The following is a 15,197-nucleotide window of genomic DNA, read 5'->3' as shown; positions in this document are numbered from 1 at the left end:
GATACGGGTGGTACTCCTGGGGCGTGACGCAGACACCGATGACCGAAGTACACGGCGACCTGCTCGAGGCGGAGGTCGACGCCCTGGTGAACGCCGTGAACACCGTGGGCGTCATGGGCAAGGGCATCGCCCTGCAGTTCCGCCGCGCCTACCCCGAGATGTACGACGCCTACGCCCTGGCGTGCAAGGCCGGCGAGGTCGCCGTCGGACAGATGCACGTCTGGCCGACGGGTGCGTCGACCGGTCCGAGGTACGTCGTGAACTTCCCGACGAAGAAGCACTGGCGGGCGCGGTCTCAGCTCTCCTACATCGACGATGGCCTGGTCGATCTCGTCCGCGTGATCCGGGAGCTCGGCATCCGGTCGATCGCGGTCCCGCCGCTGGGTGCGGGTCACGGTGGGCTGGACTGGGCCGAGGTCCGTCCCCGGATCGAGGCGGTCCTCGCCGGGCTGCCGGACGTCGAGGTGCGCCTCTACGTCCCGGAGGTACGCCCGGCGGAGGCGTCGTGAAGCCGCTCGCGTGTCGCACGAATCCAGGAACAACCTCCCTGGACATCACAGCTAGACCTGGATGGTGCCTCGGATCTCTTCGGCGAGTGCCGGGTTGCCTGCTGCGATGAACTTTCGCCGGGAGCCCATGGTCGTGTTGATCTCGGGCAGGGTGTTGAGTCCGTAGTCGAGGTCGATGGGGTTGCCGTCGAGGTCGATGGTGACGCCGCCTGCGGCGTGCAGGATGTAGTGCCCGGGCGAGAGGTCCCACACGGCGAAGCCCTTGGCGATCTCCATGGTCGCGTCCGTGAAGCCGGCCGCGACGTGGCACAGGCTGATGGAGCCGAAGTCGACACCGATCCGTCCTCGCGCCTTCCCGTTCTCGCCCGGTGCGCTCAGTGCGTCGAGGAACTGTTCCTGCTGCGCCAGGACGCGGAAGCGTTCGGCGGGCCGCATCAGGTAGTTGGTCACCAATGCCTGCGAGAGGTGAGCGTTCGACGGGGAATCGAGTGCGTGCCGGTCCCCGTCCGCGGTGATCACGAACGCTCGGTCCGAACCGTCATGGTCGTGGAACGCGAGGTAGAGCTGTACGTGGTGGAAGATGTCGCCGACGATCGCGATGACGGGTCGCCTCAATGATCGTGAGTAGACCATCAGGTGCGTGTACCCATGGAGTGCGCGTACCGCTAGCTCGCTGGTGTCCAGAGGGTCGACCAGTACGCACAGGTCGGGATCGGGATCGTCGCCGATGACCTGCGGGTCGTCTTCCTCCGAGGCATAGATGAATGACGGCAGCACCTCGGACAGCAGCTCCTTGTATCGCCGGTGCATCCACAGGTCGTAGTCGGACAGGAAGTTGTCCTCGTGCCGCAGATTCTCGTTCTCGGCACGGTGCCCGGTGAGGGCGGCCTGAACGAGCCGGGCGCGGATGTCGCCCATCGTGGCTTTGACGAGTTCGGCGATGGTCTCAGCCAGTTCCGGTGCAGGTGTCTCGCTGCTCATGCAGGGCGTCTCCAGTCCGCTAGCGCAACTCAAGTGGGGGCTCGATGCCCGGCGGGCTCATGGTCGCAGCAATGAACACTGCCTCGAAGTCCGCAGCGCGCATGATCTTGGCACCCGTTAGGTCATCGAAGCTGTCGACGGCCAGCTCTCGGTCCTTGGTCATCGCCCCGAACACGGCGAAATACAGCTCGGCCCCGGGATACCTCGCGCGCACCTGCCGTGCGATGTACCCGATCACGTCAGCATGCTTGACCTCGAAATCGCAGATCACGATGGTCGGCGCGTCCCGGACGTCGGGGAAGAACGACGCATCATCGAGCACCACACCGTCGCTCACCTTGTTGCACCGCAGGTACCCGATGGGGCACCGGCCAAACCGGTCTGAAGCGAGGAAGGTCGCCATCACCAGCCCGGCCTCGTTGATCCCGAAGCAGATGTCAGCGTCCAGGCGCTTGCCGAGGTTCTTGATCTGCTGCGACAGGCTCGCAACACCAAGACCGAACGTCTCCCACGTCAGGTCGAGCAATCGTCCTGGCTGCGGGTTCGGGAGACTGAACACCTGAATCTCAGGATTGCCGTACTCGACGGTCGGAACGGTCAACATGAACTCCTGACCGATCTGGCCGCGTCGTTGGCCGGATTGCTGAACGCCGTCCTGTGGGGCTGCCGCCACTGCCGTTGACGCGTCGACCGCGGCCGCCTGCGTGTCCACGTCGAATTGCTTGAGCGCTAACTGATCCTCGGCCGTCAATCGTTCGTAAGCCTCAGCGATCAGCGCCGTGGGACCGATCTTCTCTTCGGCCACTCCTAACGGGCCTCGTCCATATGCCGCACACAGGATGAGCAGGCTCGACATCGAAGGCGGCGAGCCTTGCCCTCGACCTCGTGCCCAGGTTTCCCAGGCGTTGATGGTCGTGCCACCCAGGCTTGTTTGATGTCCTGTGACGTCGTTGTAGCGGCTCGCGGCCTGGTCCTGTGACAAGCCGGCGGCGTACCGGTACGCCTGCAAACTCGGCACATCCGGGAACCTGGCCATCAGCTCGACAGCAGCGTCTTTCACGGACCTCAACTCGGTCCATAACTGCTTCCCTTGGGCGGCGAGCTCACGCCCGCGAGCCTGCGGCGTGATCCCCTGGCGTTGGTTGGTGCGAGGGCGTGGCCCAGACGGTGATTCCGCGACGGATGAACCTTCCACCCCGGAAACCCTAGCCATCCTGCGCCCAATTGCCCATCGCATTGGGCAATCTCCGGCCTTGATGCCATTGCTACAGGTCAACACACCCACGGATCCGTTGATCCTCGGCCTGCTGACCAGGTGTGTGCGGCACCAGCCCGGTGCGACGGTGGTCGAACTCTCACCACCGACCCCAAGGAATCGCCGTGATGACTACGAGCCGCCCGACAGATATCGGCCACGTCAGAGCAGGCGTGGCCACGAACGAAGCCACGGCAAGTCACAGCCAATACCGCAACGAAGAAGATGCTGATCGGCTCGCGTTCGCAATGCGTGTCGCGACCGAGGCCGTGCGGAGCGTGGGCTCTGACAACATCGAGATCGTCACGTTCACGCGTGGCCGGATCTGCCTCCAGCCGACCGATCTGCGCGATGGGGAACGGCTCGCACGCGCCCTGGGCTGCGATATGCCACTCGACCACCGCATGTTTACTCCGGGGCACACGCTCTGGACGGGTGTCGTGGACGGTCTGGAAGTCCAGGTCCGGTCCGCGCTGCGTCAGGTGGTGACCCGATGAACGCGCGAACGACAACCTGCACGCGTGCCCTGGTCGCTCTCGACATTGACGGAACCCTCCTGGACGGCGAGCAGCGGATACCAACGGGCACGGTCGAGGCCCTGGACCTGGTCCGCGCCGCGGGTCATGAGGTGGTGCTGGCTTCTGGCCGGTCGTTGACAGGGCTGCTGCCGGTCGCGTCGAGGCTGGGCCTGACGCACGGCTGGGCGGTGTGCTCCAACGGCGCCCTGACCATGCGTCTCGACTGGGCCGCGCCGTCCGGGTATGCCGTGGTCGAAGCGCGCAGGTTCGACCCCGCACCTGTCATCCGTCGCACGCTGGACCTTGCCCCGGCCGTGCGGGTCGCGGTGGAAGAGGTCGGGTGGGGGTGGCGCACCAGCGGCGTCTTCGAGCCCGGTGAACTCAACGGTCAGCAGAAGACCGTCCTGCTGGCCGACCTGATGGCTGAACCGGCGACCCGGGTCGCACTCGCCGCGCCGGGCGTTCGCCGGTACACCGACGCCCTGCGCGCCTGTGGGGTCACAGTCGCTCCGCAGGGTCCGGACTGGCTCGACGTCACCGCATCCGGCGTAAACAAGGCCGCCGCCCTCGACGCCGTCCGCGCCCACCTCGGTATCCCCGCCGGCCGCACGGTCGCGGTCGGGGACGGCGTCAACGACCTGGACATGCTGGCCTGGGCCGCACGCTCGGTCGCGATGGGCCAGGCGCCCGCGATCGTGCGCAGCGCCGCAAACGAGACCACCGAGGGCATCGAGGAAGCCGGGGTCCTGCCCGTGCTGGCCTCGCTCGTCCCGCCCGTGGACAGCACGCTGTCACGGTTGGCCGCACAGATCGCTACCGCCGAGCGCACCGCCCCGGGACCCGTGGTGCTGCGGGTGTGGCACGGCAGCGGACCGGACCTAGCCCGATGCGAAACCTGGGCACTTCAGGACGGCCACTGGGTCCGCCATGCCCCCATCCCGTCCGGGGTCGGGGTCACGATGCGGGCGATCGAGACCGCCGCCCTGGACGCCGGAATGCCCTACCCGCGCGGGGACGAGGGCCGCCGCCGGGCGCAGTGGCGCAGCGTCACCGGCGACGGACCGGCCGGGTTCGAACTACCCCTGAGCGGCCCGTAGCCGGCCGTCCCATGATCTTGCGGCTGGGCAGCCCCCGGACCCCCTGACCACTGCCCGGCCGCAGGCCCGCCCCTGGGCGGGTGCACGTGCAGGTACCAACCCCGCACAACGAGGAGGAAACCCATGACCACCACCACACACGACCTGCGCGAAGGCAGGTCGCTCGTCGACCCGGGCTTGTTCCAGAAGCTCACCGAGCGCGTGTCCACCGAGCACGACCACGACCTGGGCATGGCGGCACGGATCGTGGACCAGGCACTCGCGTTCCTGGGCACCACCGCCACACACCAGGGCCGGCCCCTCTCACCGTCGGACGAGGTCGACCCGGGGTGGCACGAGTTCATCCTGCACACCGTTGACTACGCTGCGTTCTGCGACCAGATCGCGGGCCGGTTCCTGCACCACGTGCCCACCGACCCCCAGGACCCGTCCGCATACGGCGAGGGCGCCCACGAGAGCCTCCAGTACACCGTGGACGCCATCGCCACCGCCGGGTTCTACGTCGACACCGACCTGTGGACCACGGCGCACTCGGTCGCCTGTTCCCAGTGCCACCAGGGCTGCACCAGCTCTACCGCACCCTGACCGACCACGCAGGGACAGAACGACAGGGAGAGATGATGCACCGCCGTTCATGGGAGGAACTGCCCGCCGCGCTGCGGCATGCCGTCGAGGCGGAGATCGGGACGGTGCTGCGTGCCGAGGCGCCGTCGGCGGGGCGTAACTCCACCTTCGCCGCGTTCCTGCACACGGCCAACGGGTCGGTGTTCGTCAAGGGTGTCCCCGACTATGAGCGGCTGGTGACGGTGCACGAGCACGAGATCCAGGCCAACGCCCACCTGCGCGACGCGGTGCGTGAGGCGCCTCGCCTGCTGTGGGTCGTGCGCACCGAGGGATGGCTGCTCGCCGGGTACGAGACCGTGCCCGGCGAGCACGCCGACCTCACCCCCGGATCACCCGACGTCCAGGCGGTCGTCGATGCTCTCTCCCAACTCGCACGGCGGCTAACTCCCAGCCCTGCCGTTGGCGTGGCGCCGCTGCCCAAGCGGTACGCGCGCCTTGCCGGGTGGCAGTGGCTCGCGGACAACCATGCCGACGCCCTCGACCCCTGGGAGAAGCAGCACCTCGACCAGCTGATCCAAAATGACGCCGACGTCCCGGCTGCACTGGTCGGGGACAGCCTGGTCCACGCCGACATCCACGAGCTCAACCTCCTCGTGGACGACGACCAGGTCAACATCATCGACTGGGCCTGGTCCCGGACCGGCCCCGTCTGGGTCGACGCGGCCTTGCTCACGGTCCGGCTCATCGCTGCCGGACACCAGCCCGAGGATGCGGAACGCCTCGTGTCCGGCACCTGGGGCATGCAGCACCCCACGGCCACAGACGACGCCGTAACGGTCTTCGCGACGACCACCTACGGGCAGTGGCGCCGCTTCGCGATCGAGTCCCCCAGCCCACACCGCGACGCACCCCTCCGAGGCGCACAGCTGTGGGCCAGGCACCGGCTCCCGTGAGGTGACCAAACCGGAAGACCGACCGAGCACCCTGGTCAGAGCGCCGCCGGCACCCAGGGTTCACCCCGAGTCCCCCACGCAGAAGATCGTCTCGGGGTCGGACGACGCCGCCACCCTCCACTTGTTTGGATGGCCGTCATGAGCGCACCCGACACGGCCCTCGCGGCCCCGACCCCGACCGGCACCGCCCGCCCCCGCTGGCGGTTCATCGACTCGCTGCGCGGCTTCGCCGTGCTCGGGATCCTGCTGGTCAACGCCGTGGACATCACCCGGCTCGGCATGGCCCGCGTGATGGAGGGCGGCGCCCCGATCCAGGACCCGGTGCTCGACGCGCTCTACCTCACGGTGCAGACCCGGTTCGTGCCCATCTTCATGTTCCTGTTCGGCATCAGCCTGTGGATCGTGCTCGACGGCGCCCGGGCCCGCGCCGAGCGGCCGGTGCTCGTGCTGGTGCGCCGGCTCCTGGCGCTGTCGGTCATCGGCGGGCTGCTGATGATCGCCTACCCCGGCAACGTGCTGATCGAGTACGGCGTCGTCGGACTGGTGGTGCTGCCCGTCGTGGCGTTCGCCCCGCGCTGGGTCACCCTGGCCGGCGGCGCGGCGCTCACGGCCGTGGCCTACGTGATGTTCGGCGGCGGGCTGGCCTCCGTCCCGGGAGTCATCCTGCTCGGCGCGGGCGCAGCCGCCTACGGCCTGCCCAAGGCCCTGGAGTCCTCGGGCCGGGCGGTCGCGATCGTGTTCGCCGCGGCCGCCGTGCTGACCGGACCGGCACTGTACTGGCAGCTCAGCACGCCCGGCGGCGACCCCCGCTTCTCGACGGCGGGCTCCGTGGCCGGGCTGGTCATGGCCGTGCTGTACACCACCGGCCTGGCGCTGCTCTGGCGCACCCCGGCGCGCCGGGCCATCGCCGCGTTCTTCGAGCCGCTGGGCCGGATGGCGCTGACCAACTACGTGGGCGCCGCGATCGTGGTGGCGCTGACCGCGCTGGTCGTGGACTTCGGCCACATGACCAGCGCGGCGCCCGTGGTGGTCCTGGCCCTGGTGCTGATCGTGGTGCAGTCCCTGCTCAGCAGGCTCTGGCTCCGGCACTTCGTCTACGGGCCCGTCGAGTGGCTGTGGCGCACGGCGACCTGGCTCCGGCCCGCGAGCATGCGACGTCGGGTCGCTGCGACCGAAGGCCAGTAGGCAAATACCTAAAGGGTGTAGGCTGGGTCCATGACCCGCACACCCCTGACGTCCGGCTCGGTGATCGCCGAGGCGGCGGCGCTGGCCGACGAGAGCGGGCTGGAGGCAGTCACGCTCTCGGCGGTCGCCCGCCGCCTCGGCGTCCGCACGCCCAGCCTGTACTCGCACGTCCGGGACCACGCGGCGCTCCTGGACGGCGTCAGCGCCGTCGCCCTGGCGGACCTGTCCGCCCGGGTCGCCGAGGCTGTCGCGGGCCGTTCCGGGCTCCCCGCGCTGGAGGGCCTGGCCGAGGCGCACCGCGCGTTCGCCCGGCAGTCGCCGGGCCGGTGGCAGGCGCTCCAGCGCCGGGCGGGGCCCACCGTGGTCGCCTCCGACGCCGCCCGGTCGATCGTCGCCCTCACCGACGCCGTCCTGCGCGGCTACGACATCCCGCCCGGCGAGCGCGTGCACGTGACCCGGCTGCTCGGCAGCACGATCAACGGCTACCTCGCCCTGGAGCGCATCGGCAGCTTCGACCACAGCGCGCCCGACCCCGAGGTGTCGTGGCGCCGGACCATCGTCGCGCTCGACTCCCTCCTGCGCGCCTGGCCCACCGAGTGAACAAGGAACATCCCATGCTCAGCACACCCCTGACCTCCTCCCTCGTGCACGGCGCGGCCGAGGTCGAGACCACGGCCCGCGGCCTGCGTCCGCACCGGCTCCCGCAGTGGGCCCGCACGCAGTTCCCCGACCCGCACCTGCTCATGATGGAGGCCCAGCCCTCCGGCGTCCGTGTGGTCTTCACGACGACGGCGCGCACCGTCGCGCTGGAGACCCACCCCTCGCGGCTCGCCTACCGCGGCGCGGACCGCCCGCGCGGCAGCGTCGACCTCGTGGTCGACGGCGCCGTCGTGGCGAGCAGCCCGCTCGCCGACGGCGACGTGATCGAGTCCGACCTGCAGACCGGTGCCACCGAGTTCCGGCCCGGCCCCTCGCACACCACGACGTTCGACGACCTGCCCGCCGGCGACAAGCTCGTCGAGCTCTGGCTGCCCCACAACGAGTCGGTTGAGCTGATCGGCCTGCGCACCGACGAGCCGGTCACCCCGGTGGAGCCGGACCGCCGGGTGTGGCTGCACCACGGCAGCTCGATCAGCCACGGCTCCAACGCGAGCACGCCCACCCAGATCTGGCCCGCCGTCGCGGCGCTCCGCGGGGACGTCGAGCTGCGCAACCTCGGGTTCGGGGGCAACGCGCTCGTGGACCCGTTCGTCGCGCGCACGATCCGGGACGCGCCGGCCGACCTGATCAGCGTCAAGCTCGGCATCAACGTCGTCAACCTCGACGGGATGCGGCTGCGCACCTTCGTCCCGGCCGTCCACGGGTTCCTCGACACGATCCGGGACGGGCACCCGACCACGCCGCTCCTGCTGGTCTCCCCCATCTTCTGCGGCATCCACGAGGACACCCCCGGCCCGGGCGCCGTCGACCCGGCCACCCTCGGCACGGGCCACGTGCGCTTCCTCGCCACGGGCCGCCCCGAGGAGACACAGCAGGGCAAGCTCACCCTCCGCGTCATCCGCGACGCGCTGGCCTCGGTCGTCGAGCGCCGCGCGGACGACCCGAACCTGCACTACCTCGACGGCACCACCCTGTACGGGGCGGACGACGCCGTCGTGCACCCCCTGCCGGACGCCCTGCACCCCGACACCGCGACGCACCGGCTGATCGGCGAGCGGTTCGCCGACCACGCGTTCGCTCAAGCGGGGCCGTTCGGGCGGCCCGCCGACGTCACGGCGCGGGCGTAGCGGCCGGCGCCGGCGCCGGGAAGACAGCGGCCGTCACGAACCGGCCGTCCTCGATCCGCACGGTGAGCTCGCCGCCGTCGTCCGCCACGCGGCGCCTGAGGGTGGCGAGCCCGCGCAGCTCCGGGAGCGTGTCGTCGGCGACGCCGTCGTTGACCACGGTGAGGCCGTGCCCGGTGAGCTCGATGCGCACCAGCGTGGCCCGCGAGTGCCGCAGGATGTTCGTCGTCGTCTCCCGGAGCACCTGTGCCAGGAGGTCGGTCGCCCCGGCGCCGGCCTCGGCCCCGCGGTCCACGCGCACGCGCATCCCCGCCGCCTCCAGGAGGTTGCGCGCGTTCTCCAGCTCGGCGGACAGGTTGAGCTTGCGCTGCCCGTAGGCCAGCTCCTTGGTCTGCGCGATCGTGTCGCCCACCAGGGTGTACATCTCGGCCAGCTCCTGCTCCACGCGCGCGGTGTCGCTGTGCAGCAGCTTCTGGGCCAGCGCGATCTTCAGCTTGACCACGTGCAGGGTGTGGCCCTGGATGTCGTGCAGGTCGCTCGCGAACCGCATCCGCTCGCGCACCACCGCGAGCTCCGCGTCGCGCTCGCGTGCCTCCTCCAGCTCCGCCATGACGTCGTAGAACCCCTTGTTGGGGAACATCAGGCCGATCAGCACCACGGTGATCCCGGTCGGGATGACGACGTTCCCGAGCAGCTCGTCCACCCCGGGGTCGGCGGCGCGGGCCAGACCCAGCGCGCCGACCGCCGCCACGTAGGCGGCGATCCCGACCGCCGCCGCGGCGCGGTGGCGCGGGAGCTGGGCGACGCTCATGCCGCCGATGACCGCGAGCGAGTAGTACGCCGCCTGCGGGTCGCCGTCCATCGCCAGCACCCCGTAGGGCCAGACGGCGGCGGCCACCAGGAGGCACGGCAGCGCGACCCGGTTGATCTCGCCGACCGTCCAGCGCTCGAAGGCCACCACCACCGCGACGATCCCGAGCCCCAGGACGACGACGTCCAGGAGGGTCTGCGCCTGGCGCACCAGCATGAACACGCCGACGGCCACGAGCAGCGGCAGCATCATCGACAGGTTGAGCGTGCGGAACCGCCGCCGCGAGAGCCGGGTGGCGGCGGGCGACCAGGGGGCCGCCGGGAACGGGCCGCGCCCCGGGCGAGCAGATCCAGCGTTCATGGGTGGGTCTTCTCGTCGATCGGCAGGGAACCCCTCCCAGTATGGTCGCCGCGCGCGAGCGCAGCAGTGACGCTGCGTCATACGTTCCGCCCCGGGATGTCATGGCACGGACCTGACGTCAGCACACTGGTCCGGGACGCCCGCGGCGGGTGTGCTGGAGGGCATGACGACAACCCCCGCCATCGACATCGACCGGCTGAACGTCACCTACGGCGGCTTCCACGCGGTCAAGGACCTCTCGTTCCAGGTGGAGCAGGGCGAGCTGTACGCGCTGCTGGGCACCAACGGCGCGGGCAAGACCTCGACCCTGGAGGTCGTCGAGGGGCACCGCCGGGCGACGTCGGGCACGGTGCGCGTGCTCGGCAAGGACCCCGCCGACCGGCGCGCGGTGCGGCCCCGCATGGGGATCATGCTCCAGGAGAGCGGGTTCTCCCCCGACCTCACCGTCGCAGAGACGGTCCGGCTGATCGGCAAGCTCAGCGGCCGGACCGACTCGGCGGAGCGCGTGCTGGGCGTGGTCGACATGACCCGCAAGGCCGACACCCGGGTCTCCCAGCTCTCCGGCGGCGAGAAGCGGCGGCTCGACTTCGCCACCGCGGTGTACGGGCGGCCCGAATTGGTCTTCCTGGACGAGCCCACGACCGGGCTGGACATCCAGTCGCGCGACGCGCTGTGGGACGCCGTCGAGCAGCTCCGCGAGGACGGGTCCACCGTGGTGCTCACGACCCACTACCTGGAGGAGGCGCAGCAGCGCGCCGACCGCATCGGCCTGATGCACGACGGCACGTTCCGCCACCAGGGCACCGTCGCCGAGCTGACCCGCACCCTCCCGGCGGCCATCCAGTTCTCGCTCCCGCCGGGCGCGCCCACGCCGCTGCTCCAGGCCGCGCCGCTCGCCGACGGGTCGTACCAGATCGAGACGTTCGACCTGCAGCAGGACCTCAAGCTGCTCCTCGACTGGGCCCACGCGCACTCGGTCGAGCTGGTCGGCCTGTCCGCGGCACCGACCCGGCTCGACGACGTGTTCCGGGCCATCGAGGCCACCCCCGTCCCCGCCTGACCCGAGCCCGACTTCGAGATCCGAGAAACGGAAACGACCATGCTCTCCATCGCGCGCAGCGAGCTGACCCAGATCCTCCGCAACCGGGCCGTGCTGATCACCAGCCTGATCATGCCCGTGGCGGCCAGCGTCTTCTTCATCCGGTTCCGGGAGACGTTCGAGCAGATCGGCAGCCTCGGCTACATCGGCGCCGTCATCGTCTTCACCATCGCCGCGTTCAGCCTCTACGCCACCACGGTGACCACCCTGGCCGCCCGTCGCCAGGACCTCTTCCTCAAGCGCCTGCGCTCCACCGCCGCGAGCGACGGCTCCATCCTGACCGGCCTGGTGCTGCCGATCAGCGTCCTGTCCGCCGTCCAGGTGGGCGTGATCCTGGCGGTGTTCGCCGGGCTGAGCGACGGGCCCGCCGACGTGCCGCTCCTGGTGCTGGCCGTCGTCGCGACGTTCGTCATGATGCTCGCCCTGGGGCTGGCCACCGCGGGGATCACGAACTCCCCCGAGCACGCCCAGGTCACCTCGCTGCCCCTGAGCCTCGGGGTGGTCGCCGTGACGAGCTGGGTGGGCATCACCGGCACGGAGGACCTCACGCTGCTCAAGCGGCTGCTGCCCGGCGGCGCGGCCACGGAGCTGATCGTCAACGCCTGGAACGGCGGCGTGCCGCTCGGCGACTCGCTGCTGCTGCTCGCGCCCACGCTCGCCTGGGTGGTCGTGGCGGTCACGCTCGCCCTGCGCATGTTCCGCTGGGAGCCGCGGCGCTGAGCTGCGGTCCCGCGCACGACGGCGCGGCGTCCTTCGTCGTCGGGCCGACGGCGTCAGCTGATCTTGCGCTTGTAGGCGGCGATCGCGAGGACGTAGGCGATCACGAGGATGCCGACGAGCCAGCCGAGCGCGATCCAGATGTCGTTGCCGACGGGCTGCTGGGCGAACAGGGCGCGGATGGTGTCCACGATCGAGGTCACGGGCTGGTTCTCCGCGAACCAGGCGACCGGGCCCGGCATGGTCTCGGTGGGCACGAACGCCGAGCTGATGAACGGCAGGAAGATCAGCGGGTAACTGAACGCGCTCGCGCCGTCCACGGTCTTGGCGGAGAGCCCGGCGATCACCGCGAGCCAGGTCAGGGCCAGGGTGAACAGGACCAGGATGCCCGCGACGGCGAGCCAGTCGAGCAGCGAGGCGCCGGTGCGGAACCCCATGAGCAGCGCGACGCCGATGACGATCGCCACCGAGATCAGGTTGGACACCACGGACGTCAGCACGTGCGCCCACAGCACGCTGGAGCGCGCGATCGGCATCGACTGGAAGCGTTCGAAGATGCCGCCCTGCATGTCGAGGAACAGCCGGTAGGCGGTGTACGCGATGCCGGAGGCGATGGTGATGAGCAGGATGCCGGGGAGCATGTAGTTGACGTACGACTCGCCGGTGCCGGTGTTGATGGCGCCGCCCAGCACGTAGACGAACAGGAGCATCAGCGCGATCGGCGTGACGGCCGTGGTGATGATCGTGTCGGGGCTGCGCAGGATGTGGCGCAGGGAGCGACCGGTGAGCACACCGGTGTCGCCCAGGACGTGGGAGGTCATCGGGTTTCCTTTCCTGCCGCGGCGGTGCCGCTGGTCGTGTCGTCAGAGGTGGTGCCGGGCTCGGCCGGGTCGGGCTCGCCGACGAGGGTGAGGAACACGTCCTCCAGCGAGGGCTGCTTCTCCACGTACTCGACCTTGGCCGGCGGCAGGAGCGCCTTGAGCTCGGCCAGGGTGCCGTTCTGGATGATGGTGCCCTTGTGCAGGATCGCGATGCGGTCGGCGAGCTGCTCGGCCTCGTCCAGGTACTGCGTGGTCAGCAGCACGGTGGTGCCGTTGTTCGCGAGCTCCTTGACGGTCTGCCACACCTCGATCCGGGCCTGGGGGTCCAGGCCGGTGGTGGGCTCGTCGAGGAAGATGATCGGCGGGTTGCCGATCAGGCTCATCGCGATGTCGAGGCGGCGGCGCATGCCGCCCGAGTAGGTGGCGGCCCGGCGGCCGCCGGCGTCGGTCAGCGAGAAGCGGGCCAGCAGGCCGTCGGCGACGGCGCCCGGGTCGGGCAGGTGGCGCAGCTTCGCCACGAGCACCAGGTTCTCCCGGCCCGAGAGGATCTCGTCGACCGCGGCGAACTGCCCGGTCAGGCTGATCGACTCGCGCACGTCGCCGGCCTGGGAGCCGACGTCGAAGCCGTGCACGGTGGCGGTGCCCGCGTCGGCCTTGAGCAGCGTCGACAGGATCCGCACGAGCGTGGTCTTGCCCGCGCCGTTCGAGCCGAGCAGGGCGAAGATGCTGCCCGCCGCGACGTCGAAGTCGACGCCGCGCAGCACGTGCAGGTCCTTGAAGGACTTCTCGATGCCGTGCACCCGGATGGCGGGTGCCGTGGCCTGGTCGGTGGTCATGTCCAGTTCTCCTTCGCTGGGGAATCTCGGGGAAATCTGTGGGTCAGGGACGGCGGACGACGATGTCGCCGTAGCCGGTGCTGGCGTGGATCTCGGCGGTCGACTCGTTCTCGACCGGCCCCTCGGTGGGGGTCAGGTGGTTGCGGACGCTGCCGTGCTCGGAGACGACGTCGAGGTAGGCGGCCACGCCCTCGGGCACGCCGACCTCGATGGTGCCGTAGGACGTGGTGAGGGTGGCGCTGCCGGACTCCAGGTTGTTCACCCGGATGCCCGCGTGGGCGGACTTCACGGTCAGGGTGCCGTGCACCTGGCTGACCATGATGTCGGCGTGCGCTCCCTGCACCTGGAGGGTGCCGGTCACGGAGCCGACGGTCGTGGTGCCGTTGCTCGCGCGGATCGTGGCGTCGCCCGCGATCTCGTCGACGCGCACCGAGCCGGAGCTCACCTTGATGTCGGCGGTCCCGGCGACCCGGCGGGCGCTCACCGAGCCGGCGGACACCTTGAGGGTGACGCGGTCGACGTCGTCCAGGGTGACGTTGCCGGACGCGAGGGTCATGTCGACGGAGGCGAGGGCGCCCTCGGCGTAGAGCGAGCCGGTCTTGCCGCGCAGCTCGGAGCCGGTGGGCAGCTCGACGGTGATGTCGGCGGTGCCTGCCGCGAACGGCAGCACGTACTGCTTCCACGAGTTCGGGTAGGTGATGGTCACGGCGTCGCCGTCGCGCTCGACGCGGATCTCCTCGGCGGCGCGCACGCTGCCGGACTTCTTGTCGGTGGGCAGGACGGTGACGACGACGTCGTCCCGCTCGCCGGCGACGACGTGCAGGTTGGCGAACGGCACGTCCACGACGACGGGGACCGGGTGGGGGGCGGGGAACGTAGGCATGGCAAGGCTCCAAGGCGGTGTGAAAGGTGGTGGTGATGTCTGTGGTGTCGGTGTGGTGTCACCTGGTCTGGCGGGTGGTGCCGCGGCGCGAGGTCGCGCGTGCGGTCAGCGCACCCACCCGGTGACACGGCTGTTGGCGCGCTGGTCGGTGCCGGCCGGCTCGGCCGCCCGGCCGGGCGGCCGCTCGACGGCGGCGGCGACCGCCCGCACGAGCCAGGTGTTGACCGAGACGCCGTCGCGCGCGGCGGCGAGCTCAGCCTGCGCCTTGAGGTGATCGGGCAGGCGCAGAGTGGTGCGGGTGGTGGCCCCCGCCTCGGCCTCGACCTGGGCCGATGCCGGGGCGGCGGGGGTCGCGGGGGCGGCGGGCACCGTCGGGGCGGCCGGGCCGGCCTGGGCCGCCGGCGCGGTGACGACGAACTCCGGGGAGCCGCCGCGCAGCCGCACGTCGACCGAGCCCGGGGCGAGCTCCGCGGAGATCTCCCCGGCGGCGTCGGAGAGGGCGCTGAGCAGGACAAGCCGTGCGGCGGCGTCCAGCGGTGCGGTCAGGCGCGCGGCGAGCTCGCGGGCGTCGTCACCGCCGGCGGCGGCTGCCGTGGCGAGCTGACGCTGGAGTTCGTCGGCGTATCGGTTTAGGTCCATGGCACCATCATGACACCATCGTGGTGTCACCGCAAGGGGGTTGGTGCCACGAACTGACACCACGCGTCTGCGGCGAGGTTGGTGGTGGGGCGGCCGCCCCCCCTCCCACCCTCAACCCAACACCCCTCTGCCCCCACACAAGGGGGGGCGACACACAACCGCTCCGCGCCGAGGCGGGGAGGAGG

General features: G+C 70.6%; 17 protein-coding genes. 10 read left to right on the top strand and 7 right to left on the bottom strand.

Annotated features, from left to right (window positions below; all coding sequences use genetic code 11):
• Positions 1 to 38 precede the first annotated feature (38 nt).
• Positions 39 to 509 (top strand): macro domain-containing protein, encoded by a 471-nt coding sequence (locus ACFV9Q_RS02665; protein ID WP_377233019.1) that lies wholly within the window; start codon positions 39 to 41, stop codon positions 507 to 509.
• 51 nt (positions 510 to 560) lie between these two features.
• On the opposite strand, the gene ACFV9Q_RS02660 is transcribed toward ACFV9Q_RS02665, so the two are convergent.
• Both ACFV9Q_RS02660 and ACFV9Q_RS02655 read right to left on the bottom strand, forming a co-directional pair.
• Complete coding sequence (locus ACFV9Q_RS02660; RefSeq protein ID WP_377233018.1) at positions 561 to 1,490, bottom strand: inositol monophosphatase family protein; 930 nt, start codon at positions 1,488 to 1,490, stop codon at positions 561 to 563.
• A 19-nt stretch (positions 1,491 to 1,509) separates the two neighbouring features.
• The gene (locus ACFV9Q_RS02655) at positions 1,510 to 2,550 is read right to left on the bottom strand and encodes a helix-turn-helix domain-containing protein (RefSeq protein ID WP_377233017.1); all 1,041 of its coding nucleotides are present in this window, start codon (positions 2,548 to 2,550) and stop codon (positions 1,510 to 1,512) included.
• Positions 2,551 to 2,870: 320 nt separating this feature from the next.
• On the opposite strand from ACFV9Q_RS02655, the gene ACFV9Q_RS02650 reads away from it, so the two are divergent.
• The 7 genes from ACFV9Q_RS02650 (at position 2,871) to ACFV9Q_RS02620 (ending at position 8,849) form a co-directional block, all read left to right on the top strand.
• Complete coding sequence (locus tag ACFV9Q_RS02650) at positions 2,871 to 3,242, top strand: hypothetical protein (protein WP_377233016.1); 372 nt, start codon at positions 2,871 to 2,873, stop codon at positions 3,240 to 3,242.
• Positions 3,239 to 4,360: an HAD family hydrolase gene (locus ACFV9Q_RS02645; protein WP_377233015.1), complete on the top strand. Its 1,122-nt coding sequence runs from the start codon at positions 3,239 to 3,241 to the stop codon at positions 4,358 to 4,360. The genes ACFV9Q_RS02650 and ACFV9Q_RS02645 overlap by 4 nt, the downstream gene beginning before the upstream one ends.
• A gap of 123 nt (positions 4,361 to 4,483) precedes the next feature.
• Positions 4,484 to 4,945 carry a glycine-rich domain-containing protein gene (locus ACFV9Q_RS02640; protein ID WP_377233014.1) on the top strand — a complete coding sequence of 154 codons (462 nt, stop codon included), beginning with the start codon at positions 4,484 to 4,486 and terminating at the stop codon, positions 4,943 to 4,945.
• Between the two features lie 35 nt (positions 4,946 to 4,980).
• Positions 4,981 to 5,877, top strand: coding sequence for an aminoglycoside phosphotransferase family protein (locus ACFV9Q_RS02635; RefSeq protein WP_377233013.1), 897 nt, complete (start codon positions 4,981 to 4,983; stop codon positions 5,875 to 5,877).
• 138 nt (positions 5,878 to 6,015) lie between these two features.
• Positions 6,016 to 7,062 (top strand): DUF418 domain-containing protein, encoded by a 1,047-nt coding sequence (locus ACFV9Q_RS02630; RefSeq protein ID WP_377233012.1) that lies wholly within the window; start codon positions 6,016 to 6,018, stop codon positions 7,060 to 7,062.
• Positions 7,063 to 7,092: 30 nt separating this feature from the next.
• The gene (locus ACFV9Q_RS02625) at positions 7,093 to 7,662 is read left to right on the top strand and encodes a TetR/AcrR family transcriptional regulator (protein ID WP_377233011.1); all 570 of its coding nucleotides are present in this window, start codon (positions 7,093 to 7,095) and stop codon (positions 7,660 to 7,662) included.
• 14 nt (positions 7,663 to 7,676) lie between these two features.
• Positions 7,677 to 8,849, top strand: a complete 1,173-nt coding sequence (locus tag ACFV9Q_RS02620) for a GDSL-type esterase/lipase family protein (protein ID WP_377233010.1) — start codon at positions 7,677 to 7,679, stop codon at positions 8,847 to 8,849.
• Here ACFV9Q_RS02620 and ACFV9Q_RS02615 read toward each other — a convergent pair.
• Positions 8,833 to 10,017 (bottom strand): sensor histidine kinase, encoded by a 1,185-nt coding sequence (locus ACFV9Q_RS02615; RefSeq protein WP_377233009.1) that lies wholly within the window; start codon positions 10,015 to 10,017, stop codon positions 8,833 to 8,835. The two genes, ACFV9Q_RS02620 and ACFV9Q_RS02615, sit on opposite strands and share 17 nt — an antisense overlap.
• 163 nt (positions 10,018 to 10,180) lie before the next feature.
• Here ACFV9Q_RS02615 and ACFV9Q_RS02610 point away from each other — a divergent pair, with 163 nt between their 5' ends.
• Both ACFV9Q_RS02610 and ACFV9Q_RS02605 read left to right on the top strand, forming a co-directional pair.
• Positions 10,181 to 11,077: an ABC transporter ATP-binding protein gene (locus ACFV9Q_RS02610; RefSeq protein ID WP_377233008.1), complete on the top strand. Its 897-nt coding sequence runs from the start codon at positions 10,181 to 10,183 to the stop codon at positions 11,075 to 11,077.
• Positions 11,078 to 11,116: 39 nt separating this feature from the next.
• Complete coding sequence (locus ACFV9Q_RS02605) at positions 11,117 to 11,836, top strand: ABC transporter permease (protein ID WP_377233007.1); 720 nt, start codon at positions 11,117 to 11,119, stop codon at positions 11,834 to 11,836.
• A gap of 53 nt (positions 11,837 to 11,889) precedes the next feature.
• On the opposite strand, the gene ACFV9Q_RS02600 is transcribed toward ACFV9Q_RS02605, so the two are convergent.
• The 4 genes from ACFV9Q_RS02600 to ACFV9Q_RS02585 all read right to left on the bottom strand — a co-directional run bounded on the left by ACFV9Q_RS02600 (position 11,890) and on the right by ACFV9Q_RS02585 (position 15,012).
• On the bottom strand, positions 11,890 to 12,654 hold the full coding sequence (locus ACFV9Q_RS02600; RefSeq protein ID WP_377232447.1) for an ABC transporter permease: 765 nt from the start codon (positions 12,652 to 12,654) through the stop codon (positions 11,890 to 11,892).
• Positions 12,651 to 13,490 carry an ABC transporter ATP-binding protein gene (locus tag ACFV9Q_RS02595; protein ID WP_377232446.1) on the bottom strand — a complete coding sequence of 280 codons (840 nt, stop codon included), beginning with the start codon at positions 13,488 to 13,490 and terminating at the stop codon, positions 12,651 to 12,653. The genes ACFV9Q_RS02600 and ACFV9Q_RS02595 overlap by 4 nt, the downstream gene beginning before the upstream one ends.
• A 43-nt stretch (positions 13,491 to 13,533) precedes the next feature.
• Positions 13,534 to 14,373 carry a DUF4097 domain-containing protein gene (locus ACFV9Q_RS02590; protein ID WP_377233006.1) on the bottom strand — a complete coding sequence of 280 codons (840 nt, stop codon included), beginning with the start codon at positions 14,371 to 14,373 and terminating at the stop codon, positions 13,534 to 13,536.
• Positions 14,374 to 14,478: 105 nt separating this feature from the next.
• Positions 14,479 to 15,012: a toxin-antitoxin system HicB family antitoxin gene (locus ACFV9Q_RS02585; protein WP_377233005.1), complete on the bottom strand. Its 534-nt coding sequence runs from the start codon at positions 15,010 to 15,012 to the stop codon at positions 14,479 to 14,481.
• Positions 15,013 to 15,197: the final 185 nt, after the last annotated feature.

The organism is Promicromonospora sp. NPDC059942 (assembly GCF_042731755.1).
Taxonomy (GTDB): Bacteria; Actinomycetota; Actinomycetes; order Actinomycetales; family Cellulomonadaceae; genus Promicromonospora.
The sequence above is the reverse complement of the archived record's forward strand: the minus strand, read 5'-3'. Positions and strand labels throughout refer to the sequence as shown.

Excerpts from the sequence above, each read along its gene's own strand:
- ACFV9Q_RS02635 (WP_377233013.1), top strand. The coding sequence starts at position 4,981 with ATGCACCGCCGTTCATGGGAGGAACTGCCCGCCGCGCTGCGGCATGCC.
- ACFV9Q_RS02590 (WP_377233006.1), bottom strand. The coding sequence starts at position 14,373 with ATGCCTACGTTCCCCGCCCCCCACCCGGTCCCCGTCGTCGTGGACGTG.
- ACFV9Q_RS02610 (WP_377233008.1), top strand. The coding sequence starts at position 10,181 with ATGACGACAACCCCCGCCATCGACATCGACCGGCTGAACGTCACCTAC.
- ACFV9Q_RS02620 (WP_377233010.1), top strand. The coding sequence starts at position 7,677 with ATGCTCAGCACACCCCTGACCTCCTCCCTCGTGCACGGCGCGGCCGAG.
- ACFV9Q_RS02660 (WP_377233018.1), bottom strand. The coding sequence starts at position 1,490 with ATGAGCAGCGAGACACCTGCACCGGAACTGGCTGAGACCATCGCCGAA.
- ACFV9Q_RS02615 (WP_377233009.1), bottom strand. The coding sequence starts at position 10,017 with ATGAACGCTGGATCTGCTCGCCCGGGGCGCGGCCCGTTCCCGGCGGCC.
- ACFV9Q_RS02630 (WP_377233012.1), top strand. The coding sequence starts at position 6,016 with ATGAGCGCACCCGACACGGCCCTCGCGGCCCCGACCCCGACCGGCACC.
- ACFV9Q_RS02600 (WP_377232447.1), bottom strand. The coding sequence starts at position 12,654 with ATGACCTCCCACGTCCTGGGCGACACCGGTGTGCTCACCGGTCGCTCC.
- ACFV9Q_RS02595 (WP_377232446.1), bottom strand. The coding sequence starts at position 13,490 with ATGACCACCGACCAGGCCACGGCACCCGCCATCCGGGTGCACGGCATC.
- ACFV9Q_RS02585 (WP_377233005.1), bottom strand. The coding sequence starts at position 15,012 with ATGGACCTAAACCGATACGCCGACGAACTCCAGCGTCAGCTCGCCACG.
- ACFV9Q_RS02640 (WP_377233014.1), top strand. The coding sequence starts at position 4,484 with ATGACCACCACCACACACGACCTGCGCGAAGGCAGGTCGCTCGTCGAC.
- ACFV9Q_RS02665 (WP_377233019.1), top strand. The coding sequence starts at position 39 with ATGACCGAAGTACACGGCGACCTGCTCGAGGCGGAGGTCGACGCCCTG.
- ACFV9Q_RS02605 (WP_377233007.1), top strand. The coding sequence starts at position 11,117 with ATGCTCTCCATCGCGCGCAGCGAGCTGACCCAGATCCTCCGCAACCGG.
- ACFV9Q_RS02625 (WP_377233011.1), top strand. The coding sequence starts at position 7,093 with ATGACCCGCACACCCCTGACGTCCGGCTCGGTGATCGCCGAGGCGGCG.
- ACFV9Q_RS02645 (WP_377233015.1), top strand. The coding sequence starts at position 3,239 with ATGAACGCGCGAACGACAACCTGCACGCGTGCCCTGGTCGCTCTCGAC.